General features: G+C 65.8%; 26 protein-coding genes. 6 read left to right on the top strand and 20 right to left on the bottom strand.

From position 1 onward, the window contains the following. Nucleotides 1-159 precede the first annotated feature (159 nt). A complete protein-coding gene (locus ACW7G0_RS09040) occupies nt 160-519 on the top strand; it encodes a hypothetical protein (RefSeq protein WP_456989221.1) in 360 nt (119 codons plus the stop codon). On the opposite strand, the gene ptsP is transcribed toward ACW7G0_RS09040, so the two are convergent. From ptsP to ACW7G0_RS08975, 13 genes are all read right to left on the bottom strand, one after another. Continuing rightward, the gene (ptsP, locus tag ACW7G0_RS09035; protein ID WP_456989498.1) at nt 513-2,234 is read right to left on the bottom strand and encodes a phosphoenolpyruvate--protein phosphotransferase; all 1,722 of its coding nucleotides are present in this window, start codon (nt 2,232-2,234) and stop codon (nt 513-515) included. The genes ACW7G0_RS09040 and ptsP overlap by 7 nt on opposite strands. Before the next feature lie 10 nt (nt 2,235-2,244). After that, a complete protein-coding gene (locus tag ACW7G0_RS09030) occupies nt 2,245-2,514 on the bottom strand; it encodes an HPr family phosphocarrier protein (RefSeq protein ID WP_456960947.1) in 270 nt (89 codons plus the stop codon). A 75-nt stretch (nt 2,515-2,589) separates the two neighbouring features. Next, the gene (locus ACW7G0_RS09025; RefSeq protein WP_456960948.1) at nt 2,590-2,982 is read right to left on the bottom strand and encodes a PTS sugar transporter subunit IIA; all 393 of its coding nucleotides are present in this window, start codon (nt 2,980-2,982) and stop codon (nt 2,590-2,592) included. Between the two features lie 3 nt (nt 2,983-2,985). Then, the gene (gene rapZ, locus ACW7G0_RS09020; RefSeq protein WP_456989220.1) at nt 2,986-3,921 is read right to left on the bottom strand and encodes an RNase adapter RapZ; all 936 of its coding nucleotides are present in this window, start codon (nt 3,919-3,921) and stop codon (nt 2,986-2,988) included. Beyond that, entirely contained in the window at nt 3,921-4,880 is a 960-nt protein-coding gene (hprK, locus tag ACW7G0_RS09015) for an HPr(Ser) kinase/phosphatase (protein ID WP_456989219.1), read from the bottom strand. The genes rapZ and hprK overlap by 1 nt, the downstream gene beginning before the upstream one ends. Then, complete coding sequence (locus ACW7G0_RS09010) at nt 4,880-5,341, bottom strand: PTS sugar transporter subunit IIA (RefSeq protein WP_456989218.1); 462 nt, start codon at nt 5,339-5,341, stop codon at nt 4,880-4,882. The genes hprK and ACW7G0_RS09010 overlap by 1 nt, the downstream gene beginning before the upstream one ends. 5 nt (nt 5,342-5,346) lie before the next feature. Next, nucleotides 5,347-5,676, bottom strand: a complete 330-nt coding sequence (hpf, locus tag ACW7G0_RS09005; RefSeq protein WP_456960952.1) for a ribosome hibernation-promoting factor, HPF/YfiA family — start codon at nt 5,674-5,676, stop codon at nt 5,347-5,349. 69 nt (nt 5,677-5,745) lie between these two features. Continuing rightward, the gene (locus ACW7G0_RS09000; RefSeq protein WP_456989217.1) at nt 5,746-7,170 is read right to left on the bottom strand and encodes an RNA polymerase factor sigma-54; all 1,425 of its coding nucleotides are present in this window, start codon (nt 7,168-7,170) and stop codon (nt 5,746-5,748) included. 89 nt (nt 7,171-7,259) lie between these two features. Beyond that, nucleotides 7,260-7,979 carry an LPS export ABC transporter ATP-binding protein gene (lptB, locus tag ACW7G0_RS08995; RefSeq protein WP_456960954.1) on the bottom strand — a complete coding sequence of 240 codons (720 nt, stop codon included), beginning with the start codon at nt 7,977-7,979 and terminating at the stop codon, nt 7,260-7,262. Continuing rightward, nucleotides 7,979-8,566, bottom strand: a complete 588-nt coding sequence (gene lptA, locus ACW7G0_RS08990) for a lipopolysaccharide transport periplasmic protein LptA (RefSeq protein ID WP_456989216.1) — start codon at nt 8,564-8,566, stop codon at nt 7,979-7,981. The genes lptB and lptA overlap by 1 nt, the downstream gene beginning before the upstream one ends. Before the next feature lie 7 nt (nt 8,567-8,573). After that, nucleotides 8,574-9,140, bottom strand: a complete 567-nt coding sequence (gene lptC, locus ACW7G0_RS08985) for an LPS export ABC transporter periplasmic protein LptC (RefSeq protein ID WP_456989215.1) — start codon at nt 9,138-9,140, stop codon at nt 8,574-8,576. After that, nucleotides 9,137-9,754, bottom strand: a complete 618-nt coding sequence (locus tag ACW7G0_RS08980; protein WP_456989214.1) for a KdsC family phosphatase — start codon at nt 9,752-9,754, stop codon at nt 9,137-9,139. The genes lptC and ACW7G0_RS08980 overlap by 4 nt, the downstream gene beginning before the upstream one ends. A 6-nt stretch (nt 9,755-9,760) precedes the next feature. Then, a complete protein-coding gene (locus ACW7G0_RS08975; protein ID WP_456989213.1) occupies nt 9,761-10,765 on the bottom strand; it encodes a KpsF/GutQ family sugar-phosphate isomerase in 1,005 nt (334 codons plus the stop codon). Nucleotides 10,766-10,951: 186 nt separating this feature from the next. Between ACW7G0_RS08975 and ACW7G0_RS08970 the strand changes: the two genes are divergently transcribed. Together ACW7G0_RS08970 and murA are read left to right on the top strand one after the other, a co-directional pair. After that, a complete protein-coding gene (locus ACW7G0_RS08970) occupies nt 10,952-11,188 on the top strand; it encodes a BolA family protein (RefSeq protein WP_456960959.1) in 237 nt (78 codons plus the stop codon). A 2-nt stretch (nt 11,189-11,190) separates the two neighbouring features. Next, the gene (murA, locus tag ACW7G0_RS08965; protein ID WP_456989212.1) at nt 11,191-12,447 is read left to right on the top strand and encodes a UDP-N-acetylglucosamine 1-carboxyvinyltransferase; all 1,257 of its coding nucleotides are present in this window, start codon (nt 11,191-11,193) and stop codon (nt 12,445-12,447) included. Nucleotides 12,448-12,532: 85 nt separating this feature from the next. Here murA and ACW7G0_RS08960 read toward each other — a convergent pair whose 3' ends face one another. The 4 genes from ACW7G0_RS08960 to purM all read right to left on the bottom strand — a co-directional run bounded on the left by ACW7G0_RS08960 (nt 12,533) and on the right by purM (nt 15,839). Continuing rightward, complete coding sequence (locus ACW7G0_RS08960) at nt 12,533-13,216, bottom strand: DUF3108 domain-containing protein (protein ID WP_456989497.1); 684 nt, start codon at nt 13,214-13,216, stop codon at nt 12,533-12,535. A gap of 24 nt (nt 13,217-13,240) precedes the next feature. Beyond that, complete coding sequence (locus tag ACW7G0_RS08955) at nt 13,241-14,020, bottom strand: DUF3108 domain-containing protein (RefSeq protein ID WP_456989211.1); 780 nt, start codon at nt 14,018-14,020, stop codon at nt 13,241-13,243. 56 nt (nt 14,021-14,076) lie between these two features. Further along, the gene (gene purN / locus ACW7G0_RS08950; RefSeq protein ID WP_456989496.1) at nt 14,077-14,733 is read right to left on the bottom strand and encodes a phosphoribosylglycinamide formyltransferase; all 657 of its coding nucleotides are present in this window, start codon (nt 14,731-14,733) and stop codon (nt 14,077-14,079) included. 80 nt (nt 14,734-14,813) lie between these two features. Continuing rightward, entirely contained in the window at nt 14,814-15,839 is a 1,026-nt protein-coding gene (gene purM, locus ACW7G0_RS08945) for a phosphoribosylformylglycinamidine cyclo-ligase (RefSeq protein WP_456989495.1), read from the bottom strand. Between the two features lie 177 nt (nt 15,840-16,016). Between purM and ACW7G0_RS08940 the strand changes: the two genes are divergently transcribed. From ACW7G0_RS08940 to hda, 3 genes are read left to right on the top strand one after another with little or no spacing between them, the layout of a single operon-like run. Further along, complete coding sequence (locus ACW7G0_RS08940) at nt 16,017-17,216, top strand: DUF2066 domain-containing protein (protein WP_456989210.1); 1,200 nt, start codon at nt 16,017-16,019, stop codon at nt 17,214-17,216. Continuing rightward, the gene (locus ACW7G0_RS08935) at nt 17,216-18,373 is read left to right on the top strand and encodes an AI-2E family transporter (protein ID WP_456989209.1); all 1,158 of its coding nucleotides are present in this window, start codon (nt 17,216-17,218) and stop codon (nt 18,371-18,373) included. Before ACW7G0_RS08940 ends, ACW7G0_RS08935 begins: the two co-directional genes overlap by 1 nt. Beyond that, nucleotides 18,370-19,074 (top strand): DnaA regulatory inactivator Hda, encoded by a 705-nt coding sequence (gene hda, locus ACW7G0_RS08930; RefSeq protein ID WP_456989208.1) that lies wholly within the window; start codon nt 18,370-18,372, stop codon nt 19,072-19,074. Before ACW7G0_RS08935 ends, hda begins: the two co-directional genes overlap by 4 nt. Here the strand turns inward: hda and murU are convergent. The 3 genes from murU to ACW7G0_RS08915 are packed head-to-tail and all read right to left on the bottom strand — an operon-like array spanning nt 19,037 to nt 22,372. After that, complete coding sequence (gene murU, locus ACW7G0_RS08925) at nt 19,037-19,768, bottom strand: N-acetylmuramate alpha-1-phosphate uridylyltransferase MurU (protein WP_456989207.1); 732 nt, start codon at nt 19,766-19,768, stop codon at nt 19,037-19,039. The genes hda and murU overlap by 38 nt on opposite strands. Continuing rightward, the gene (locus tag ACW7G0_RS08920) at nt 19,765-20,829 is read right to left on the bottom strand and encodes an aminoglycoside phosphotransferase family protein (RefSeq protein ID WP_456989206.1); all 1,065 of its coding nucleotides are present in this window, start codon (nt 20,827-20,829) and stop codon (nt 19,765-19,767) included. Before ACW7G0_RS08920 ends, murU begins: the two co-directional genes overlap by 4 nt. A 37-nt stretch (nt 20,830-20,866) precedes the next feature. Further along, complete coding sequence (locus ACW7G0_RS08915; protein ID WP_456989205.1) at nt 20,867-22,372, bottom strand: M20 family metallopeptidase; 1,506 nt, start codon at nt 22,370-22,372, stop codon at nt 20,867-20,869. Between the last annotated feature and the right edge of the window lie 171 nt (nt 22,373-22,543).

Below are 22,543 nucleotides of genomic sequence, written 5' to 3'. Positions count from 1 at the left end.
AGGATTATCCCTGCTCCCGGCGTTTGTGCCCAGCGATAAGGGTCGATGCCGGCGACTTCGTGGTATTGATACGCCATTATTTCCGACCCGGTTTTCAACATGTGCTATCCGACACCCAGACTTGTCCGCCACTCGGCGATTGCCCTTGTCACCGGTTTGATGCTTGCCGCTTGCAGCGTACCCGAGGTGCCCTCGCAATTGCCGTTCGCGGAGCCCGGGGTGACGTTCACCGTGACCCCGGCCGGCCCGGGTTGTGCACCGGACGGCACGTATCGCAGCGCGGTCAACTGGGATGTGCCGTTGTCGATGAGCTCGAAGATCGAGATCCAGATTGGCGCGGACGAGCGCAAGGTTTTTGCTCGCAGCGACGAGCCCATGGGGACCGAACAGACCGACGCGTGGACCTCCGACGGCATGGTGTTCATTTTGGTCGATCGTGATACCGACATGCTGCTGGCCGCGGTCGCTGCCGGTCCGGGTCGTTGTGAGGCCGCCGCCGGGACAACCGCTGGTCAATGACCGAGCTGGTTGTCCAGCCAACGCTCAATCTCGCCGCGGTCGCGCGCGCGCATCAATGCCGGTGCGTGGGCGCGCAGCCGGGCCAGGTCGCAGTCGCGGATGGTGCGGCGCACCTCTAGCAGGCTGGTCGGATGCATGCTGAATTGCTCCAGCCCCAGCGCCAGCAGCAGCGGGGCAAAACGGGCATCGCCGGCAACCTCGCCGCATAGCGCAATCGGCACCTGGCGCCGTTTTGCCACCCGGATCACATCGCGCAACACCCGCAGCACGGCCGGGTGCAGCAAGGTGTACAGCTCGCCGAGTGCCTCGTTGTTGCGGTCGGCGGCGAGCAGGTACTGGATCAGGTCATTGGTGCCGATGGACAGGAAGTCCGTCTCGCCAATAAAATCCGCCAGCGAAATCGCCGCCGCCGGGACCTCGATCATCGCGCCCACCGCGACATGGCCGGCCATCTCATGGCCTTCGCCCTGCAGGTCGCGAGCAATACGCTTGATGTGCTGACGCGCCTGGCGCACTTCATCACGGCTGGTAATCATCGGCAGCAGGATCCGCAGCGGCCCGTAGCCCGACGCACGCAGCAGGGCGCGCAACTGGGTCTCCAGCAAGTCGGCGCGCGCCAGCGACAACCGTATCCCACGCAGGCCCAGCGCGGGGTTTGATTCGTCGCGCAGGGCCAGGTCGGTGCGGTCCGCCTTGTCGGCGCCGACGTCGAGGGTTCGGATGGTCACCGGACGCCCGCTCATACCCAGGATCACATCGCGATAGGCCTGGAATTGCTCATGCTCGTCCGGCAGTTCATTGCGCTGCAGGAACAGGAACTCGGTGCGATACAGGCCGATCCCGGTGGCGCCCAATGCGTGCGCCTCCGCAACGTCGGCGCGCGATTCCGCATTGGCGTACAGCTCGATCTCGGTATCGTCGCGGGTCCGGTTGGGCTCGCGACGCAGGCGATTGAGCTCGCGTCGTTCGCGCACGTAGCCGCGTTGCGCGGTGCGGTGGCGGCGCAGGTCCGCCGGTGCCGGTTCCAGGATCACCGTGCCGGTGCCGCCATCGACGATCAGCGCGTCGCCATCGTTGATTCGCTGCAGCACGCTGGCCACGCCCACCACCAGCGGCAGGTGCAGGCTGCGGGCAAGGATGGCGCTATGCGACAACGGGCTGCCACTGGCGGTCACGATCGCGACCACGCCCTGGGCCTGCAGTTGGGCTAGCTCGGCCGGGGCGACGTTGTCGCTGACCAGGATATCGCCGGCGACGCCTTTCATCCCGCTGGCGCGACGGTGCAATGCGGCGTGGACGCGGCCGATCACCTGGTCGATATCGTCCAGCCGGCTGCGGAAGTAATCATCGTCCATGGTGGCGAACACCGCGGCGATGCGATCGCGTTGCAGCCGCAGTGCATAGTCGGCGCTGTAGCGATCGCTGCGTATCAGCTCGTCCAGCCCCTTGAGCAGCTCCGGATCGTCCAGAAGCAGGGCGTGCAGATCCAGGAACTCGCCGACCTCGTGCGCCAGCGCCCCTTGCAACTGGTCGCGCAGCCCGTGCATGTCGTTGCGCACGCGATCGATTGCGCTGTGCAGTCGTTCCAGCTCGGCGTCAACGGCATCGGGCGCGATGCGCTCCTCGATCACGTCCAGCACATGCGGCAGGCGCACGCGGGCACGGCCCAGTGCGTTGCCGCGCGAGGCCGGTTGTCCGCGAAGCTCCTGTCGTATCCGCTTGATCCTACTGGTCCTCGTCAAAGCAACGTTCGAACAACGCGCTGACTGCCTCCGCGACGGCCGATTCATCGTCGCCATCGACCCGCAACCGGACCTGGGTGCCTTGACCGGCAGCCAGCAACATCACCCCCATGATGCTCTTGGCGTTGACCTCGCGACCTTTGGCAATCAGCGTCGCGCTGCACTGGTAACCCGATAGCAGTTGCACCAGTTTGGCGGTGGCGCGGGCATGCAGGCCCAAACGGTTGGAGACGGTCAATTCGCGTTCGATCATGGCAAGCTTCCAGAAGCGGTAGTCACGGGGCTGTAGTCAACAGTGAAGGGCATTGCATCGGTGCCAGCGCCATGATCAGCTGTCATCCAGCCGCACGCCGTTGCGCGCGCCAGCTCCCGCCACGGCCGGCAATTGGTCCAGGTCCAGCTCGGCGTAGTTCATCACCCGCAACAACATCGGCAAGCTCAACGCGGAAACCCGCCGGACCGGGGTGCCCAGCGCGGCCAGCTTGGCGGCCAGGTTGCTGGGCGTGGAGCCGTACAGGTCCGTCAGCACCAGCACGCCGTCGCCGCCATCCACCCGGCGCAACGCGGCGCTGGCGCCGGGCAAGAGCTGGTCGGGGTCGCCGTCAAACGGCACCTCCAGCGCCTCGGCCCGCAGCGGCAACGGGTTCAGCAGTCGTGAGGCGACCGCCAGCACGGCGCTACCGATGCCTTCGTGGGTAATGAGGAGTATGCCGACGGCCATGGCTCAGTCGATCTCGCGATGGTGGACCGCGACCTCGTCCCATCCCTGCTCACGTGCGTGCCGGGCCATGCGTTCGGCCAGGTAAACCGAGCGGTGTCGCCCGCCGGTACAGCCGAACGCCACGGTGATGTAGCTGCGGCTGGTGTCTTCGTGCAGTCGCGGCAACCAGGTATCCAGGAAACCACTGACTTGTTCGACGAACTGGTTGACCAGTGGCTGGGCGGCGAAATAATCGCCAACCGCACCATCGCGTCCCGACAACGGCCGCAGGATCGGGTCCCAGTGCGGGTTGGGCAGGCAACGGGCGTCGAACACGAAATCCGCGTCCTTCGGCACGCCATGGCGGTAGGCGAACGATTCGAACAACAGTGACACCGCGCTGTCGTTGCCCAGCGCGAACTCGGTGATGACGTGGCGCCGCAACTGGTGGACATTCAGGTCGCTGGTATCGAGGTCGACGTCGGCCAGCTGTCGCAGCGGCCGCAGTACCTGGCGCTCCAGCGCAATCGCGTCGGGAAGCGACAGGCCCAGGTGGCTCAGTGGATGGCGTCTGCGGGTATCGGCGTAGCGCTTGAGCAGGATGTCGTCGCGACACTCGAAGAACACCAGTCGCGGGTCCAGGCCGAGCTTTCCGACCTCCGACAGCCAGGTCGGGATGTTGCTCAGGTCGCTGTGGCTGTTGCGCACATCGATACCGACCGCAAGCTTGGCCGTGGTCGAGCCCCCGGTGGCGCTGCGCACGAATGCGGGCAGCAACTCGGCCGGCAGGTTGTCCACGCAGTAGTAGCCCAGGTCCTCGAAGGTCTTCAACGCCACCGACTTGCCGGAACCCGACATGCCGCTGACGATGACCAGCGCGTCGGTGCCCGCGCGGGTGTCCGCGGACCTGGTGCGGGTCGGCTCCGAGGAGGGCGAGGAAGTGGGCAGGTTGTTGGCCATCAGCTGGTGCCACGTTCGAGGAAGTTGTTGTGCCGGGCGATGAACGCCGCTGCCGGGTCCATGCCTTTCATGCGCAAGCTGTGCAGGCGGGTCGCGGCCTCGGCCAATACCGCCAGGTTGCGTCCCGGCATCACCGGCAGCGAGCTCATCGGTACGTCCAGGTCGTGCACCCGGCGGGTCTGGTTATCGCCGGTCAACCGTGCCATCCCATCGAGCTCGCTGGTCTCGCTGGGACGGGTTAGATGGATGATCAGGCGCAGGTATTTATTGGTCTTGACGGCGGTGTCGCCAAACATCTGGCGGATGTTCAGCACCCCCAGGCCGCGGACTTCCAACAGGTCCTGGAGCAACTCGGGACAGGTACCGTCAAGCACGTCCGGCGCGATCTGGGTGAACTCCGGTGCATCGTCGGCGACCAGTCGGTGGCCACGGCTTACCAGCTCCAGCGCCAACTCGCTTTTGCCGGCGCCGGCATCGCCGGTAATCAGCACGCCGATCGAATAGATCTCCATGAATACCCCATGCAGGGTGATTCGTGGCGCCAGGGCACGAGCCAGGTGGTATTGCAGGTGGTTGAGCAACTCGTGCCCACGCGCCGGTGAACCCCACAGTGGAGTCAGCGATTCCTCGGCGGCTTCGATCAGGTCGGTGGGACAGTCCTGGCCCTTGGTGATCACCAGCGCCAGCGGCCGGAACTGGATGATCTTCTCGATCGTCTCCCAGCGGTGGCGCGAGTCCAGCGAATCCAGCCAGGTCAATTCCTCGGTGCCCAGTATCTGCACTTTGTTGGGATAGATCGCGTTCAGGTAACCGGCCAGCGACGGCCGCCGGGCCACGGTTTCCACCGCTTCCAGCATGCGATCGCCGCCCGCCTGGCCGGCAAACCAACGCAGCTTGAGGCGCTCGCGCTGCTGGTCGAACAGCTCGTTGGCACTGATGCGCGCGCACGGTATCGGCATCACGCCACCTGGTGGTGTGCGAGCGGTTGCAACAGGCGGCGGCGCAGTTCATCGACGTTGCTGGCCAGGCGCAGACGGGTGCAAAAGCCGGTAACGGAGAATTGTTCGGCCAGTTCGGCCAACTGTTCCAGATGCTCATGCACGAAGTGCTCGGGCACCACCATTGCCAGCACCAGGTCGACCGGCTGGCCGTCGAGGGCGCCGAAGTCCACCGGCTCGAGCAGGTGCAGGAATGCCCCGCGGGTGTGCCCGACCAAACCGGTCCGGCCGTGTGGAATCGCCACCCCGTGGCCGATCGCGGTGCTGGCCAGGCGCTCGCGTGAGCGCAGGCTGTCGCGGATCGATGGGTAGTCGTCCTGGGTCGCCAGCATCCGCGCGGCGGTGTCGATCACCGTCGCGCGGGTGTGGGATCCAGGGACGATCGCGATGCGGTCGCCGTCGAGCAGTTGGTGCAGGGGCATTGGGACTAGCCGGGTTCGGTGATACGCGCCAGGCTCTCGGCACGGCGGTGCTGGTCGACCTGTTTGTCCTTGTGCTTGATCAGCAGCCGGTCCAGCTTGTCGGTCAGCAGGTCGACGGCGGCGTACATGTCAGCCGCCGCCGCGACGGCATGAAAGGTCCTCCCGGCGCAGGTGATGGTGGCCTCGGCACGTTGGTCGGGCTTGTCCAGGCCCAGCTGAACCCGCACTTCGAACGGCTGCTCAAAGTGGCGCTGCAGGCGCGCGAGCTTGGTTTCCACGTGATCCTGGAGGGCGGCGGTGATGTCGATCTGCTGGCCGTAGACTTCGATACGCATGGGAGGACTCCTCTAACGTCGCGACGGGAGTTCAGCATAGCCCAGCCAGCGGCCGGTTGGCGGTCCAGATCAGGCGATTCGCACCCGGTCCTTGGACGGGTAAATCCCCATGGCTTCGCGGTACTTGGCCACGGTACGGCGGGCGACCGGAATGCCTGCCTGTTTCAGGGCATCGGCCAGTCGCGCATCGGAAAGGGGCTTGCGCGGATTCTCGGCGTCGACCAGCTTGCGGATCATCGACTGGATGGCGGTGCTGGACGCTTCGCCGCCACCGCCGGTATCGATGCCGGAGGCGAAGAAATTGCGCAACGGTATGGTGCCGCGCGGGGTGCGCGCATATTTGCGCGATACAGCGCGCGATACGGTGGATTCATGCATGCCGATCTCGGCGGCCACTTCACGCAAGGTCAATGGCCGCAGCGCGCTGTCACCGAACTCCAGGAATCCGGCCTGCTGGCTGATCAGGCAGCGGGCCACCTTGAGCATGGTTTCACCGCGCGCCTCCAGACTCTTGAGCAGCCAGCGAGCTTCCTGCAGGTGGCCCTTGAGGTAACTGGCGTCGGCGCTGCTGGCTTTGCCGATCATGCCTTCGTAACCGCGGTGGATGCTGACCCGTGGACGCATGCTTTCCGATAGCGCAACGTGCCACAGGCCATGCTGGCGCCAGATCACCACGTCCGGGGAGACGTAGGTGTCATGGGCGATGGCGCCGATGCTGGCTCCGGGACGCGGATCCAGCGTGCGCAGCAGTTGCACCGCAGTCTCGACCTGTTCGACCGCCAGCTTCATCTGCGCGGCGAGCCCGGCGATACCAATGCGCGGCAAGCGCTCCAGCGGACCATCGGTCAGTTGCAGTGCCAATGCCTTGCCCGGGGTGTCCCCGCACAACGGCTCCAGCTGCAGGCGCAGACACTCGCCCAGGTCGCGTGCGCCGACCCCGACCGGGTCGAAGCGCTGGATCTGGCACAACGCGGTGCAGATTTCCCCGTCGTCCACCTGTAGTTCCGGGGCGAGCGCGGCGGCGATGGATTCCAGTGATTCGCGGAAGTAGCCGTCATCGTCGATCGCCTCGATCAATCTCACCGCGATGTGGCGGTCGCGTGGCGACAATGGGCTGAGATGCAGTTGCCACAACAGGTGGTCTTGCAGGCTGTCGGGCTCGGCTACCTGGTCGGACGATTGATCATCATCGTCGGGGTCGCGTGGACCGGAGCGTTGGTACCAGGTCTCGCCATCGCCGCCGCTCCATTCCGCTTCCGTCGGTGCGGGCGTATCGCGGCCGATGGATTCCTGGTCGCCGGCACCGGCCGGCGAGTCCGCCGGGCCGTCCGCAACCATGGTCTCGGCCCAGTCCAGCAGCGGATTGCTCTCGACCGCGGTGACCAGTTCGGCGTCCAGTTCGACTGCCGACAGTTGCAACAGGCGAATCGCCTGCTGCAATTGCGGCGTCATCACCAGATGCTGGCCGAGCGAGATTTGTAGTTGGGGCTTCATGATCAAAAGGCAACGCGACCCGATAGTGGAGACGGCCGCTACACATGCATCATGCCCGGTATGGACTGCACCGGGTACAAGCCTTCCGGCTACAAGCGGAAGGCGTCGCCCAGATAGACGCGACGGACGTCGGGATTGGCCAGCAGCGCGTCCGGAGCCCCCTGCGCGAGCACGCCACCATCGTTGAGGATATACGCCCGGTCACAAATCCCCAAGGTCTCGCGCACGTTGTGGTCGGTGATCAGCACGCCGATGCCGCGGTTCTTGAGGTGGCGCACGATGCGCTGGATCTCGCCGACCGAGATCGGGTCGACGCCGGCGAACGGTTCGTCCAGCAACATCAAACGCGGATTGCCGGCCAGTGCGCGGGCGATCTCCACCCGGCGACGTTCGCCACCCGACAGGCTCGCCCCCAGTTGCTCGGCGACGTGGCTGACCTGCAGCTCGTCCATCAATGCGGCCAGTTCGCGCTCGCGCCCGGCCTTGTCGAGATCATCGCGCAGCTCCAGCACCACGCGCAGGTTGTCGGCGACGGTCAGCTTGCGGAACACCGACGGTTCCTGTGGCAGGTAGCCCACGCCGTATCTGGCGCGCGCATACATCGGCTCGCCGGTGATGTCCTTGCCATCGAGCATGATCTGGCCGGCATCGGCCGGAACCAGCCCGACGATCATGTAGAAACAGGTGGTCTTGCCCGCGCCGTTGGGACCGAGCAGGCCGACCACTTCGCCGGCGTCCAGGGTCAGGCCGAAATCGCGCACGACCTCGCGCGAACGATAGGACTTGCGCAGTCCCTTGGCGACCAGCATCAGCCGCCCTCCACGGGGCTGTCGGCGTCGCTGCCGTCGCTCTCGACCGGTTGGGCTTGCGCCGGCGTTGCGCCGGAGTCCGCAGCGGGTTGCTTGCTGCCGGTGGTCTTGGGCATGATCCGCATCTTCACCCGGCCATTGCCTTCACCGCCGCTGGTGACCTGGCCGCTGGTCATGTTGTACACCACGCGCTCGCCACTCAGCGTGCCGCGTGGCTGCTTGATGTCGACGTTACCGGTGAACACCACGTTGTCGGTGGTGACGTTGTAGTCGATCTTGCTGGCGACGGCGGTCATGCGGGTGCCGTCGTCCATTTGCTGTTCCAAGGTCGCGGGCGAACCGGTCAGCACCACACGTGCGATGTCGCCGTTGCTGGTGTGTATCTCCGCTCGTGTCGCTTCAGCGTGCAGGCTGCCCTGATCGATGGTGACGTTGCCGGACAAGACCGTAGGGATGCTGTCGTCCAGGCTGCCGACCTGCTTGCCGGCGTTGATATCCATCGGCTGGTTGCGGTCGGACTGGCGCGCGAAGGCCGACGAGCCGCAAGCGACCAGCATCGCCAGCAGTAGCCAGGGGGCGGATGACATCGAATGGTTACGGGACATAGCGGGAATTGACCTTGGATTTGAGCGTGTATTGCTTGCTGGCCAGATCCACCTCCAGCCCATTGCCGCGAAGTATAGAGCCCGGCTGATTAATCGTGACCGCGACCGTGGATGTCACCAGGTCCTTCTCGGGGAATACATTCAGCTGCTCGGTGGTGATGGTGACCGGAGCATCGTTGCCGCCCTCGTTGGTGGCCTTGACCGCGCCGTGCAGGCGCAGCTCGTCACCGTCGCCGCTGATCCAGCCGGTTTTTGACCGGACCTGCCAGGCATCGCCATCGCTGTCCGCCTGTGGCGGGATCAGGAACAGGGGCGTGGCAATTTCCATCGCTTCGGTACCTGGGTCGCGGGTCAGCAGGGGCGCGCGCAGCGTGAACGATTCCTGGCCCTGGTCATTCAACGCCACCAGTTCGAAGTCGTTGAGCACGTAGTCGGGGCGGGCACCGGCGGCCTCCGTCAAAGCGGGGGTGTTGTCGCCCCACTTGGTCCACAGCGACCAGCCACTGATCGCAGCGCCAGCAAGCAGCACCATGATGATGGCCACGCGCCAGTTCATGCGTTGTCCCGTGCGGCGATGGTCGGGACCTGGCCGGTGGAACGCGCGTCGGCATGACCCTGGTCGGCATGACCCTCGTCGAGCACGGCCGGGAGCCGGCCTTGGGCGGCCAGCACCAGGTCGCAGAACTCGCGGGCCGCACCCGCACCTGCCGCGAGGGTGGTGCACCAGTGTGCGCGATCGCGTACCCACGGATGGGCGGTGGTCGGCGCAACTGCAAAGCCTACCTGCTGCATCGTCGGCAGGTCGGGCAGGTCATCGCCCATGAACGACACCTGGTCCAGACCGACGCCCAGTCTTGCCGCGATCTCACCCACCCGCGCCAGCTTGTCCTTGACCGCGGTGTGGACCTCGGTGAGCCCGAGCTCGGCACCGCGGCGCTCGACAATCGTGCTCGCGCGCGCGGTGACGAACGCCACTTCGACCCCGGCTTTGCGCAACAGCACCAGGCCGAGGCCGTCGTGCACATGGAACGCCTTGAGCTCGCCGCCTTCGCTGTCAAACAGCAAGCGGCCATCGGTCAGCGTGCCGTCAATGTCGAAACAGGCCAGTCGCACGCGCTTGGCGCGCTCGATAATCGCCGCAGGAGTGTCGTCCAGGTAATTGTCGGACATAGGTCTTTACACCACCCGGGCGCGCAACAGATCGTGAATGTTGAGCGCTCCGACCACGTGGTTGTCCGGATCGACCACCAGCAATCCGCTGATCTTGTGCGCTTCCATCAGTTGCGCCGCCTCCACCGCGAGCGCGCCCGAACCGATCGTGCGGGGTGACCTGGTCATCACCTGGGCAATCGGGGTGCTTCGCAGGTCGACATCGCTGTCGTCCAGGCTGCGTCGCAGGTCGCCGTCGGTATACAGCCCCAACAGCTTGCCGGTGTCATCGACGATCGCGGTCATGCCCAGCCGCTTGCGGCTCATCTCCACCAGCGCCTCGCTGACGCTGGCATCGGCCTTGACGCGGGGGACCTGGTCGCCGTCGTGCATGATGTCGGCGATGTGCAGCAGCAGGCGCCGGCCGAGTGCGCCGGCCGGGTGCGAGCGGGCGAAATCGTCGGCGGTGAAGCCGCGCGCTTCCAGCAAGGCGACGGCAAGGGCATCGCCCATCGCCAACGAGGCTGTGGTGCTGGAAGTGGGCGTCAGGTGCAGCGGGCAGGCTTCGGCCGGGACGCTGACGTCAAGATGGACATCGGACGCGAGCGCCAGCGTGGAGTTGCTGCGACCGGTCATCGAGATCAACCGGTTGCCCTGGCGCTTCAGGCCGGGCAACAGCATCGCCACCTCATCGCTCTCGCCCGAGTAGGACAGCGCCAGGACCACGTCGGCATCGGTAATCATCCCCAGGTCGCCGTGGCCGGCTTCGCCGGGGTGCACGTAGAACGAGGGCGTGCCGGTGGAGGCCAGGGTGGCGGCGATCTTGCGCGCGATATGGCCGGACTTGCCCATGCCGGTGGTGACCACGCGGCCGCGCACGTCCAGCATCAACCGGCAGGCGGCGCTGAACTCGCCATCCAGCCGGGCGGCCACCGCGGCGAGGGCCGTGGCTTCGATGTCGAATACGCGACGACCGCTGCCGGCGAAGTCGGTTCCAGGGGAGTCATGGACGGGGCTGGGAGATGTTGCCATTTCGGAGCAGGGGGCTTTCCGCTAGGCTGGGAGGGTTGATTTTACCCAGTTTGTCCGGCTGCGTACCCCATCCGCTGAACCCGTCCCCACCGTGGAGCGATGGATGCATGCGAGTGGTCCGATCCGGATCGATTCCTGCTTCCATCCGGCGAGTCAATTTCGCCGCTTTCGTCGAGACCCGAAACCTTGAATCCTGACACCATAAAAACCCTGATCGAGCTCGGCTTGCCGGGCGCCAGCGCCGACGTATCCGGCGAGGATGGCGTGCATTTCGAGGCAACCGTGGTCAGCGACGCATTTGCCGGCAAGCTGCCGCTGGCTCGACACCGTCTGGTCTACGCGACCCTGGGTGACCGCATGGGCGGGGAGATTCACGCCCTCGCGCTGAAAACATTGACGCCCGCTGAAGCCGGGCAGGGCTGAGCATGCAACAGATCGTCGTGGAAGGTGGCAATGTCCTGAACGGCGAGGTGCGGATTTCCGGCGCCAAGAACGCCGTGCTGCCGATCCTGTTTGCGACCCTGCTGGCCGATGCGCCGGTGGCGATCAGCAACGTCCCGCACCTGCACGACGTGGTGACCAGCGCCAAGCTGCTGGCCGAGATCGGCGCGGGCATCAGCATTGACGAGCGCTACGGCATCACTGTGGATCCGACCACGGTGCACAGTCAGGTGGCGCCCTACGAGCTGGTCCGCACCATGCGCGCCTCGGTGCTGGTGCTGGGCCCGCTGCTGGCCAGGTACGGCCATGCAGAAGTCTCACTGCCAGGTGGCTGCGCGATCGGCTCGCGTCCGGTCGACTTGCACATCAAGGGTCTGCAAGCACTGGGCGCGAAGATCACGGTGGAAAACGGCTTCATCAACGCGCGCGCCTCACGGCTGAAGGGCGCACGGCACGTGTTCGAGATGATCAGCGTCGGTGCGACCGAGAACGTGATGATGGCGGCGACGCTGGCCGAAGGCACCACGGTGCTGGAGAACGCCGCGATGGAGCCGGAGATCGTCGACCTGGCCGAGTGCCTGCGTGCGATGGGCGCGCGGATCGAGGGCGAGGCAACCGGCCGGATCGTGATCCATGGTGTCGAACGGCTGCACGGCGGCGCGCATTCGGTGGTGCCCGACCGGATCGAGACCGGAACGTTCCTGGTGGCCGCGGCGATGACCGGTGGTCGTATTACCGCGCACCATGCGCGGCCGGACACGATGGAGGCCGTGCTCGACAAACTGGTGGAAGCCGGCGCGTTGATCGACTGTGCCGGAGACCGCATCACCCTGGACATGCAGGGCCGCCGGCCGAAGGCGGTTGATTTGACCACCGCGCCGCATCCGGCGTTCCCCACCGACATGCAGGCGCAATTCATGGCAATGAACTGCATCGCCGATGGGGTCGGGGTAGTGACCGAGACGATCTTCGAGAACCGCTTCATGCACGTCAACGAGCTGATGAGGTTGGGCGCGGACATCCGCGTCGACGGGCACATGGCAGTGGTGCGCGGGGTCGAGCAGCTCAGCGGGGCCCCGGTGATGGCCACCGACCTGCGCGCCTCGGCGTCACTGATCCTTGCCGGGCTGGTCGCCAGCGGCGAGACCACCATCAGCCGTATCTACCACCTCGACCGCGGCTACGAGAACATCGAGGAGAAGCTGTCCGGTCTGGGCGCGAAAATTCGCCGTGTCGGTTGACCGGTGACCGGGTGACGCGTGACGTATCCGGCGCGTTACCAAGTCGGCGCATTAACAATGCGCCGACCGATTGAAGACCCGAAGGTCACTGCACCGACTTCACCCGCAAGTCGATCGTGTCCTTGCCATCCTTGCGCTGCAGTATCCGGGCCGGGATCGGCATGCCTTCCACCAGCCAGACAACGGTCTGCTTGTCGCCATCGGTATTGACCACCTTGGTTGCCTGACGCTCCTTTCCGCCAACCGTGATGGTGTCCTTGCCCGCAACCTTGTAGCTGAGTTGCTTGACCCGGCCGTCGTCCACCAGCCGGTACTTCAGCGGCTCGCCTGCCGCCTGGTCGCGCACCAACGCAAGGTTGATCAACAACGCATCCATGTCGCCGGCCTTGAGCTTGATCGGGCCCGCCCGGTCGGGTTTGACGTCGCCGCTCCAGTTGGCGACACCCTTGCTCCAGTCGTAGGTTGCGCTCTTGTCGGACTTCTTCACCAACACCTTGGATGAATCCTCGCTGCTGATCGGGCGCCAGTGGCCGGCGTGCTCTTCGAACACGGTGACCTGGCTCAGGTTGGCGAGCGCATTGCTGATGTCCAGGCTATAGCGCCAGCGGTTGTCGCCAGCCGGTGCCAGGGTCATCTTGCCGTCGGCCTGCATGCCCATGTAACTGGCCTGGTAATTGGCGGTGAACGGCTCGATCGCCATCGCCGGAGCGCTGGCAATCAGCAGTGCGGCGGCGGCTAAGAGCCCGCGCAGCTTGGCTGAGGTCGGAATCATGGGCAGGTTGGTATACCGCATCTAGTCAACTCCTTTGTATTCGACCAGGCGCAGGTCGTAGGTGTCTTCGCCATTTTCCCGTTGCAGCATGCGGATCGGGGTCGGTACGTTCCGGACCACCCAGATGATGGTCTCGTCGCCGCCATCCTCGAGCCGGCTGACCTTCATCGCCTTGTACGGGAGGTCGCCAACGGTGATGCTTTCGTACTCGTCGGCGACCAGGTAACGATGATCGCGGGTGCGGCCGTCGTCGACGAATCGATACTCCAATTGTTTGCCCGGCGCGGCATCGCGGATTACCGCCAGGTTGATCAACAGGCCGGTCATGTCGCCGGGACGCAGGTCTATAGGGCGGCGGCGGGTGTCCTTGACGTCGCCCTGCCACCGGGCCGTACCAGAAGTCCAATCGTAGATGCCCACGGTTTGCTTGCGCGTGAACAGGCTCTTGTTGACGGTGGCCTGGCTCAGCGGGCGGTAAGTTTCGCCGGCCAGATCGAACACCGTGCTCTGCTCGGCGTTGATCCCGGCCATGCCGATCAGGCCACGGGTGCCCCGCATCACCAGGTCGACCCGCCAGCGCGAGCCTTGTTGTGGCACCAGTTGCATGGTCGCCTCGCCCAGTTGCTTGCCGCCCTTGTAGACCAGGTAGCTGGCGACGAAGGCTTCCAGCGCAGGCTCGGACTCGATCGTGGTGGCGCTCGCCTTGATGGCGGACGGCACCGCAACAGGTGCCTGGGCCGGGGCCTGGAATGACAGTGCAGCCAGCAAGATCAGCAGGGGAACGAGTAGTGGTCGGGGCATGGGCTCGCCGTAATGGGTTGATGTAATGGGTTGACGCGGTGGCTTGACACAGTGGGTCAACCGGTAATGTGGTCGGTAATGTGCAACTGGTTACCTGAATCCAGCTGCAGCGGTGCGTCCAGCGGCAACCCGTCCAGGCACACCCGGCCATCGGTCAGTGCGACCCGTGCACTGGCGAGAAGTTCCAGCGTTGCCAGCAGCAACGGGTGCTCACGGGCCAGGACCCGCTGGGTCAGTTGCTCGACATCGTCACCTGGCCGGACGGGCACCCGGGCCTGGGAGATCACCGGGCCACCATCGAGCTGGGCAGAAACGAAGTGCACGCTCGCACCATGTTGATCGGCGCCCGCGTCCAGTGCCTGCTGGTGGGTGTGCAAGCCCTTGAAGGCGGGCAGCAATGAGGGGTGGATATTGATGATCCGGCCGGGGCGTGCACGGACCACGGGTGCACTGAGCAGGCGCATGTAACCGGCACACACGACCAGGTCGGCGCCAACCTGGTCGATGCGTTCGAACAATGCCTGGTCGTAGCCGGCCCGGTCCGGGAAGTCGCGCGGCCTGAGCGCGACAGTCGGTATGCCGGCCGCTCGCGCGCGCTCCAATGCGGGCGCAAGGGGTCGGTCGGAAAACACCCCGGCCAGGTCTGCGTGAAGGTGCTGCCCGGCGATGGCGTCGATGATCGCCTGCAGGTTGCTGCCGCGCCCGGACACCATCACGGCGATGCGGAAAGGGCCGGGCGTCACGGTGGATGGGACATGCTTGCGGGTCACGGTCTGGGACGTGGATGGGAACGTCAGCTGATCTGCATGCGTTGGCGGCTGCCGGGCTTTACGACCTCGCCGATCCGGCGATGCGCCAGTGACACCCGGTCGAGTTCCGACTCGACGGCGGCAACCGAGTCCTGCGGTACTACCAGCACGAAGCCGATGCCGCAGTTGAAGGTCCGCCACATTTCCGCGTCGGCTACGTTGCCTTCGCGTTGCAGCCAGTCGAATACCGGCGGCAGCACGATCGCGGACGCCTCGATCTGAACGCCCAGTTCCTCCGGGATCACTCGGATGATGTTCTCCGACAGGCCGCCGCCGGTGATGTGTGCCATCGCATGCACCGCGTCGCCGTGCTCGCCGTGCAACAGCGCCAATACCGGCTTGACGTACAGCGCAGTCGGCTCCATCAGCGCGTCGACCAGCTTGACCCCGCCGACCTCGACGTCGGCCGGGCGGCCGGCACGGTCGAAGATCCTCCGGATCAGCGAGTAGCCATTGGAATGCGGGCCCGAGGAGGCAATGCCGATCAGCACATCCCCGGCTTCGACCCGCGCGCCATCACGCAACTGTGACTTCTCGACCGCGCCGACCGTAAAGCCGGCCAGGTCGTACTCGCCTGGGGCATACATATCCGGCATCTCGGCCGTCTCGCCGCCGATCAGTGCACAGCCGGACAACTCGCAGCCCTTGGCGATGCCGCCGACCACGGCCACGGTGGTCTCGATATCGAGCTTGCCGGTGGCGAAGTAGTCCAGGAAGAACAGCGGCTCGGCCCCCTGCACCAGCACGTCGTTGACGCACATCCCGACCAGGTCGATACCGATGGTGTCGTGGCGCCCCAGTTGCTGGGCGAGCTTGAGCTTGGTGCCGACGCCGTCGGTGCCCGAGACCAGCACCGGCTCCCTGTATTTGCCGGACAGATCGAACAGGGCACCAAACCCGCCCAGCCCGCCCATCACCTCGGGCCGGAAGCTGCGCTTGACCAGCGGTTTGATGCGTTCGACCAGTTCATTGCCCGCGTCGATATCGACGCCGGCATCGCGATAGGTCATGGGAGTGTTGGGGGGCGCGGTGGGAACGGTCACGGCAGGCTCGACGGCACGGGAAAGCGGCGATTTTAGCAGCCGCGGCCGCCGGCAACCGGCTTTGATGGACGTGCCGGTCCCCGTACGGCACCATTTCAGCACGATAACCAGTACACGGGAACGACCATGGCGTGCGCAACGGGTGTGGCAAACGACGGATACGGCCGGATACAGCCCCGCAAACGCGGTCGCGTGGCCACCGGCTGGCTGCTGTGGTGGGTCAGCACCGCCGCATTGCTGCTGTGCAGTTTTGGCGCGGCCGCGCAGCGCGTCGAGGGCGACCGGGCGGCGGCGCGTGGGGTCTATTCCGCCGAGGTCGAGGTCAACGGCCAAGGCGAGTCCGAGCGGGATATCGGCTTCTCCCGAGGTCTGGCCCAAGTTCTGGGGAAGCTGTCAGGCGACCGCGACGTGGGCTCCGAGCCCGCCGTCAACCGGGAACTGCGCCAGGCCGACAAGTATGTGCTGGGCTATGACTACCGACAGGACGAAGGCCTGTCATCCAGCGGTGCGCCAAGCTTCAAGACGACCCTGGTGGTGCGCTTCGACGAGGAGAAAGTCGACGCACTGACAGCCGCACTCGGGTTGCCGGTGTGGCCGCAACCGCGACCCAAACCGGTGTTGTGGCTGGCCATTGACGACGGGAGCGGGCCAAGGCTGGTCGACCTGTCGAGGGCGGATGCGGCGCGCTCGGTGCTCGATCGTGCCCAGCAACGTGGTTACCGTCTCGGCTTGCCCAACGGCAGCGCGGCCGAGCAGGCACTGGTGGGCGCGATCTGGCGCGGCGACAGCGGCGTCGTGGCGCGGGGGTCGGCACGCTACAGCCCGCCGATGCAGTTGATCGGCAAGTTGTACCGCGATGGCGGCGCCTGGAAGGCGGATTGGATCTTCGTCGACAAGGGCAAGGTGCTGTCGCGCTGGTCCGAGTCCGACGCGAACGCGCGCCAGCTCATGGCCACTGGAGCCGACGGTGCCGCCGATGCACTGATGAAACGGTATGCCAAACGCAGCCAGACCGGCCCTGCCGGAACCTACCAGGTGGCGTTCACCGGCCTGGACAGCGCCGATGATTACCTGCGCCTGGTCGGTTACCTGCAGCAGCTTCCGGTGGTCAGTGCGATGGCTCCATTACGCGCCAGCGCGCAGCAGATGGAGTTCAACCTGGAGCTGGTATCGGGGCTGGCAGGATTCGAGCTGATGGTCGATGGTGATGGGGTGCTGGCTGGTGCCGACTCGCCAGCGGACCATTCGATCCCGATTGACAGTGGTATAGACGCCATCGATGGTGCGCCGATCGAAGGCCCGGTCCAGACCCCGCGCCGCACCGCGGTATACCGGTTGCTGTGATGGACGATACCAACGCGCTGCAAGACATCGCCCGCTTCCTGCGCCGGCTGCAATGGGCGGCGCTGGGCTTGTTCCTGTGCTGGGTGTTGTGGCTGCTGGCGCCGGTGCTGACGCCGTTCGTACTGGGCGCCTTGCTGGGCTGGCTGGGTGATCCGCTGGTCGACCGCCTGGAGCGCGCCGGCAGGTCGCGCAACGTCGCGGTGGTGCTGGTGTTCAGCGCGATGATCCTGCTGGTAGCGCTGGTGCTGTTGTTGCTGGTGCCGATGATCCAGGATCAGATCCGGACGCTGGTGTTGTCGATTCCGCGCTACCAGCACTGGGTCGTCGCCACGGCCATGCCCTGGCTGGAAGCTAGGACCGGGATGGAGCTTACCGGCTGGTTCGACCTCAACCACGTGATCGAACTGATCCGCAGCAACTGGGAAAGTGCCGGCGGCGTTGCCAGTACCGTGCTGGGCTACATGTCGCGTTCCGGATTCGCCCTGATCGGAATGGCGACCAATATCGTGCTGTTGCCGGTGGTGACGTTCTTCGCGCTACGCGACTGGGACCGGCTGGTGGCGCGGGTTGCCGCGCTGATTCCGCGCGACCAGCTGGAGACAGTGACCAGGTTGGCGACGCAGTCCAGCGACGTGCTGGGCGGGTTCATGCGCGGCCAATTCCTGGTGATGTTGATCCTCGGCGTGATGTACGCGGTTGGCCTTTGGGGGGTTGGGCTGGACCTGGGTATCCTGATCGGCATCATCGGCGGCATACTCACGTTCGTGCCCTATGTCGGGCCGGCTACCGTGCTGGTGCTGGGCTGTGTCGCGGCGCTCGTCCAGTATGGGGACTGGCAGCATGTCGCCGGGGTGTTGGCGGTATTTGGCATCGGCCAGTTGATCGAGAGCTATTGGCTGACACCGAAGTTGGTGGGTGACCGCATCGGACTGCACCCGGTGGTGGTGATATTCGCGGTGCTCGCCGGCGGCCAGCTGTTCGGCTTCCTGGGCATGCTGATTGCGTTGCCATGCGCCGCGGTGGCCAACGTGCTGCTGCGTTATGCCGAGGAGCGCTACACCCATAGCCGGCTGTACGCCGGCGATTCACCGACCATCGTGACCCGCGAGGGCTACCCGCCGGTGCGGCCGTACCCGCTGGAGCCGGAGGACGAGTGAAGCCCGCGCGCCCCGTGCCGCAGTTGCCGCTTGCGCTGCGTTATCCGGCTGACCAGCGGCTCGATACCTTTGTCGGCGCGCCGCCCGGTGCACTGGCGCAATTGCATGCGCTGGCCGAGGGTAAAGCCGGCGATTGGTTGTACCTGGCCGGGCCGGCCGGCGTTGGCAAGACCCATCTGTTGTTGGCCAGCTGCGCGGCCACCGAAGCGGCGGGCGGGCGCGCTGCCTATTTGCCGCTGGCCGCCGCCGTTGGGCGATTGGCCGATGCGCTGGACGCACTGGAAGGCAACGATGTGCTGGCGCTGGATGGGCTGGAAGCGATCGTCGGCCAGTGCGATGATGAGGTGGCGCTGTTCGATGCCCACAACCGTGCCCGCGCGGCCGGTACCCGGATCATCTACGCCGCGCGCGCCAATCCCGATGCCCTGGGGCTGGCGCTGCCAGACCTGCGCTCACGGCTGTCGCAATGCAGCCGGATCGGGCTGCAACCGTTGAGTGAAGAAGGCCGCCGTGAAGTGCTGCGACAACGCGCGCGACGTCGCGGCTGGCTGCTGGAGGACGCAGCGCTGGATTGGCTGCTCAAACGTGTCGACCGCGACCTGGCCGGACTGGCTGTGTTGCTGGATCGCATGGACCGGGCGTCGTTGGCCGCTCAGCGGCGTATCACCGTCCCGTTCCTGCGCGAAACGCTGGGGCTCTGAGCTCGGCATCCAGTTCGGCCAGTCGTTGCGGCGTCCCGACGTCGGTCCAGCGGCCCCGGTGGTGGACGCCGGTGACCATGCCACGTGCCATGGCGGCACGCAGCACGGGCGCGAGCTTGAATCGTGGTGGTTGCTCGCGCGCGCCGGGGGCGTCACCGATCACCGCCTGCCAGTCATCAAACAGCGCCGGCCGGTAGATGCCGATACCAGAAAAGGTCAACCGGTTCTCGCCGTCGCTGTGCAGCAGCTCCCGCTCATCCAGGGCGAAATCGCCGTCCGGGTTGTGCGCGGGGTTGTCGACCAGCACCAGGTGCGCTTGGCCGGTGGGTTCGCGCGGCAAGTCGGCAAGGTCATGATCGGTCCAGATATCACCGTTGATGGCGATGAAGGGTGCTTCATGACCCAGCAGGTCCAGCGCGTTCCACATGCCGCCGCCGGTTTCCAGCGGCACCGGACCTTCAAAACAGTAATGCAGACGCAGGCCCCAGCGATCGCCGTTGCCCAATGCCTGCGGAAACTGGTCGGCCAGCCAACTGGTGTTGATGACCACTTCGCGCACGCCCGACGCGGCAAGCCTCTCCAGGTGCCAGACGATCAGCGGCTTGCCCGCTGCCGCAAGCAGCGGTTTGGGGGTGTGGGCGGTCAGCGGGCGCATGCGCTCGCCGAGGCCGGCGGCGAGGATGAGCGCTTTCACCCGGCGGGGACCCGGAACGGCCGGGATGCCAGCGCGGGGATCACGTGGCGCTGCAGGATCGCCGCCAACGGCGCAAGCTCGGGGTAGCGCGGCAGTACGACTTCCAGATAGTTCACGAACCGCGGCACGTCGGCGAGGTACTTGGGCTTGCCGTCGCGATGCCACAGCCGGGCGAAGATGCCGATGATCTTCAGGTGCCGCTGCACGCCGATCAGGTCGGCATCGCGGCGGAACCGATCCAGTGTCGGAACCGGCAGCCCGGCTTGCAGCGCGCGCGCATGGTAGCGGCCGATCCAGGCATCCACGTGCGCTTCCGGCCAGCTCAGGAAGGCATCCTTGAACAGGCTGATGACGTCGTAGGCAATCGGGCCGCACACGGCGTCCTGGAAATCCAGCACCGCTGGTCCCGTGTCCTGCGCGCCGTCGTTGTCGGTCACTGGCATCAGGTTGCGGGGCATGAAGTCGCGATGCACGAACACCTGCGGCTGGGCGAGCGCGGCATCGGTCAGCTGGCGATAGACGTGTTCGAGCGTCGCCAGTTCGCCATCATCCAGGACGATGCCCAGGTGCTGGCCGAGATACCACTGGTCGAACAGATGCAGTTCGCGCGCCAGCGTCGGTTCATCGAAAGCCGGCAGGTCGGCAGGGCAGGGTAGGGCCTGCAACCGCAAAAGCTGTGCGATGGCCGCATCAAACAGTTGGTCCGCGTTGACGGCTCCGATCACCTGCAGGTAGGTGTTGATGCCCAGATCCTCCAGCATCAGGAAGCCGGCATCGATGTCCTGCGCGAGCACGTGCGGCACCCGCACGCCACCGCGTTCCAGCAGCTCGCGCACGTGCAGCCACGGCCGCACGTCCTCCTTGTCGGGCGGGGAGTCCATCACGATCCAGGTGTCGGAATCGCCACTGCCGACCGTGTTGGTCGCGCGCCAGTAGCTGCGGAAACCGGCATCCATGGACGCGCGATCCAGCACCAGGCCCGGTTGGCCGCTGGCAGCGCGCGCCCAGGCCAGGCGCACGGCCGCGCGCTCGGGACACTCGGCAACAACCGGCACGGTCATGTGCGCCCCGTCGACCGGCAGTGGGTTGCCGGACGACTCAGCAACAGCCGTGCTCACCGCGTTCCAGGGTGGTGGCCGCGGCGGCCACGCCGGTGGTCTCGCCGCGCTCGCCGGCCAGGTGGTGGGCGGCGATCACCTGGGCGACGCTGGCTGTGACGCGTTTGCCCATCGGAATGTGCAGGAACTCGTTGGGGCCGTGTGCGTTGGAGTGGGGACCCAGCACGCCGGTGATCATGAACTGGGCGCCGGGGAATTTCTCGCCCAACATGCCCATGAACGGGATCGAGCCGCCTTCACCCATGTACATCGAGGGCTTGCCGAAAAAGGCCTGGCTGGCATCCTCGATGGCCTGGGTCAGCCACGGTGATTGCGCCGGTGCGTTCCAGCCGGTCGAGGACTTCTCCAGCTCAAGAGAAACCTGCGCGCCATTGGGCGGGTTGTCCAGCAGCACCTGCTTGAGCAGCTCGCCAGCCTGCTTTCCGTCCAGTGTCGGCGGCAGACGCAACGACAGCTTGACCGCGGTGTGTGGACGCAACACGTTGCCGGCGGAATCCAGTGACGGCATGCCATCGATTCCGGTCACTGACAAGGCCGGCCGCCAGGTGCGGTTGAGCACCAGTTCGTCCAGCTCGTCACTCATCGGCGTCATCCCGTCGAGCAGCGGAAATTTGTCGTAGACCGCCGATCCCAGCACTTGGGCACACTTGTGGGCTTGCTCCAGTCGCTCGGCGGGAACCTCCACGTGCAGCCCCTCGACCACGATCCGGCCGGTGCTCTCGTCCTCGAGTCGCGACAGCAACTGCCGCAGCAACCGGAAGCTCGATGGCACCACGCCCGACGCGTCGCCGGAATGCACACCCTCGTCAAGCACCTTGACGGTGAAATTGCCGCCCGCCAGCCCGCGCAGCGACGTGGTGCACCACAGCTGATCGTAGTTACCGCAGCCCGAATCCAGGCAGACCACCAGCGAGGGCTTGCCGATGCGCTCGGCGAGGTGGTCGACGTAGGCCGGCAGGTCGTAACTGCCCGATTCCTCGCACGCCTCGATCACGATCACGCAGCGCGCATGCGGCACGCCTTGCTCATGCAGTGCCATCACCGCGGTCAGCGAGCCGTAGATCGCGTAACCATCGTCGGCGCCGCCACGGCCATAGAGCTTGTCGCCCTTGATCACCGGCTTCCAGGGGCCGAGATCGTCATCCCAGCCGGTCATCTCCGGCTGCTTGTCCAGATGGCCGTACAACAGGATGCAATCCTCATCGCTGCCGCCATTGGCCGCCGGGATCTCGATGAAGATCAATGGCGTGCGACCTTCCAGCCGGACGACCTCCAACTGCATGCCGGGGATCGCCTGTGCCCTGGCCCACGTTTCCATCAACGCCACCGCCTGGTCCATGTAACCGTGTTCGACCCATTTCTCGTCGAACATCGGTGACTTGTTGGGGATGCGGATGTATTCGATCAGCTGGGGGACGATCTCGTCGTCCCATTTGCCGGCGATGAAACGTTCGGCTACGGCGGTGTCGATCTTGCTGGCGGCCATGGGGGCACCCGGATTTCTAGTGAACCGTCATTGTACCGCCGGTGCCACGGATAGGACTTTTCCTACCCGGTGGTGGGGCTTGCACCCTGATTGTGATGGCGGCTTTGGCGATAGCGGTGTTGTTGGACGAGACGGAGACTGTATCCACCGGCGACACAGCTGCCGGCAGGA

It is taken from the genome of Lysobacter sp. A286, assembly GCF_054052105.1.
Note: the sequence above shows the minus strand (reverse complement) of the source record. Positions and strands in the feature narration are given on the sequence as shown.

Bases quoted from the DNA above. Each gene is read 5' to 3' on its own strand.
- ACW7G0_RS09040 (WP_456989221.1), top strand. From the start codon at position 160: ATGCTTGCCGCTTGCAGCGTACCCGAGGTGCCCTCGCAATTGCCGTTC.
- ACW7G0_RS09030 (WP_456960947.1), bottom strand. From the start codon at position 2,514: ATGATCGAACGCGAATTGACCGTCTCCAACCGTTTGGGCCTGCATGCC.
- ACW7G0_RS09025 (WP_456960948.1), bottom strand. From the start codon at position 2,982: ATGGCCGTCGGCATACTCCTCATTACCCACGAAGGCATCGGTAGCGCC.
- rapZ (WP_456989220.1), bottom strand. From the start codon at position 3,921: ATGGCCAACAACCTGCCCACTTCCTCGCCCTCCTCGGAGCCGACCCGC.
- hprK (WP_456989219.1), bottom strand. From the start codon at position 4,880: ATGCCGATACCGTGCGCGCGCATCAGTGCCAACGAGCTGTTCGACCAG.
- ACW7G0_RS09010 (WP_456989218.1), bottom strand. From the start codon at position 5,341: ATGCCCCTGCACCAACTGCTCGACGGCGACCGCATCGCGATCGTCCCT.
- hpf (WP_456960952.1), bottom strand. From the start codon at position 5,676: ATGCGTATCGAAGTCTACGGCCAGCAGATCGACATCACCGCCGCCCTC.
- ACW7G0_RS09000 (WP_456989217.1), bottom strand. From the start codon at position 7,170: ATGAAGCCCCAACTACAAATCTCGCTCGGCCAGCATCTGGTGATGACG.
- lptB (WP_456960954.1), bottom strand. From the start codon at position 7,979: ATGCTGGTCGCCAAGGGACTGCGCAAGTCCTATCGTTCGCGCGAGGTC.
- lptA (WP_456989216.1), bottom strand. From the start codon at position 8,566: ATGTCATCCGCCCCCTGGCTACTGCTGGCGATGCTGGTCGCTTGCGGC.
- lptC (WP_456989215.1), bottom strand. From the start codon at position 9,140: ATGAACTGGCGCGTGGCCATCATCATGGTGCTGCTTGCTGGCGCTGCG.
- ACW7G0_RS08980 (WP_456989214.1), bottom strand. From the start codon at position 9,754: ATGTCCGACAATTACCTGGACGACACTCCTGCGGCGATTATCGAGCGC.
- ACW7G0_RS08975 (WP_456989213.1), bottom strand. From the start codon at position 10,765: ATGGCAACATCTCCCAGCCCCGTCCATGACTCCCCTGGAACCGACTTC.
- murA (WP_456989212.1), top strand. From the start codon at position 11,191: ATGCAACAGATCGTCGTGGAAGGTGGCAATGTCCTGAACGGCGAGGTG.
- ACW7G0_RS08955 (WP_456989211.1), bottom strand. From the start codon at position 14,020: ATGCCCCGACCACTACTCGTTCCCCTGCTGATCTTGCTGGCTGCACTG.
- purN (WP_456989496.1), bottom strand. From the start codon at position 14,733: ATGGTGTCCGGGCGCGGCAGCAACCTGCAGGCGATCATCGACGCCATC.
- purM (WP_456989495.1), bottom strand. From the start codon at position 15,839: ATGACCTATCGCGATGCCGGCGTCGATATCGACGCGGGCAATGAACTG.
- ACW7G0_RS08935 (WP_456989209.1), top strand. From the start codon at position 17,216: ATGGACGATACCAACGCGCTGCAAGACATCGCCCGCTTCCTGCGCCGG.
- ACW7G0_RS08920 (WP_456989206.1), bottom strand. From the start codon at position 20,829: ATGACCGTGCCGGTTGTTGCCGAGTGTCCCGAGCGCGCGGCCGTGCGC.
- ACW7G0_RS08915 (WP_456989205.1), bottom strand. From the start codon at position 22,372: ATGGCCGCCAGCAAGATCGACACCGCCGTAGCCGAACGTTTCATCGCC.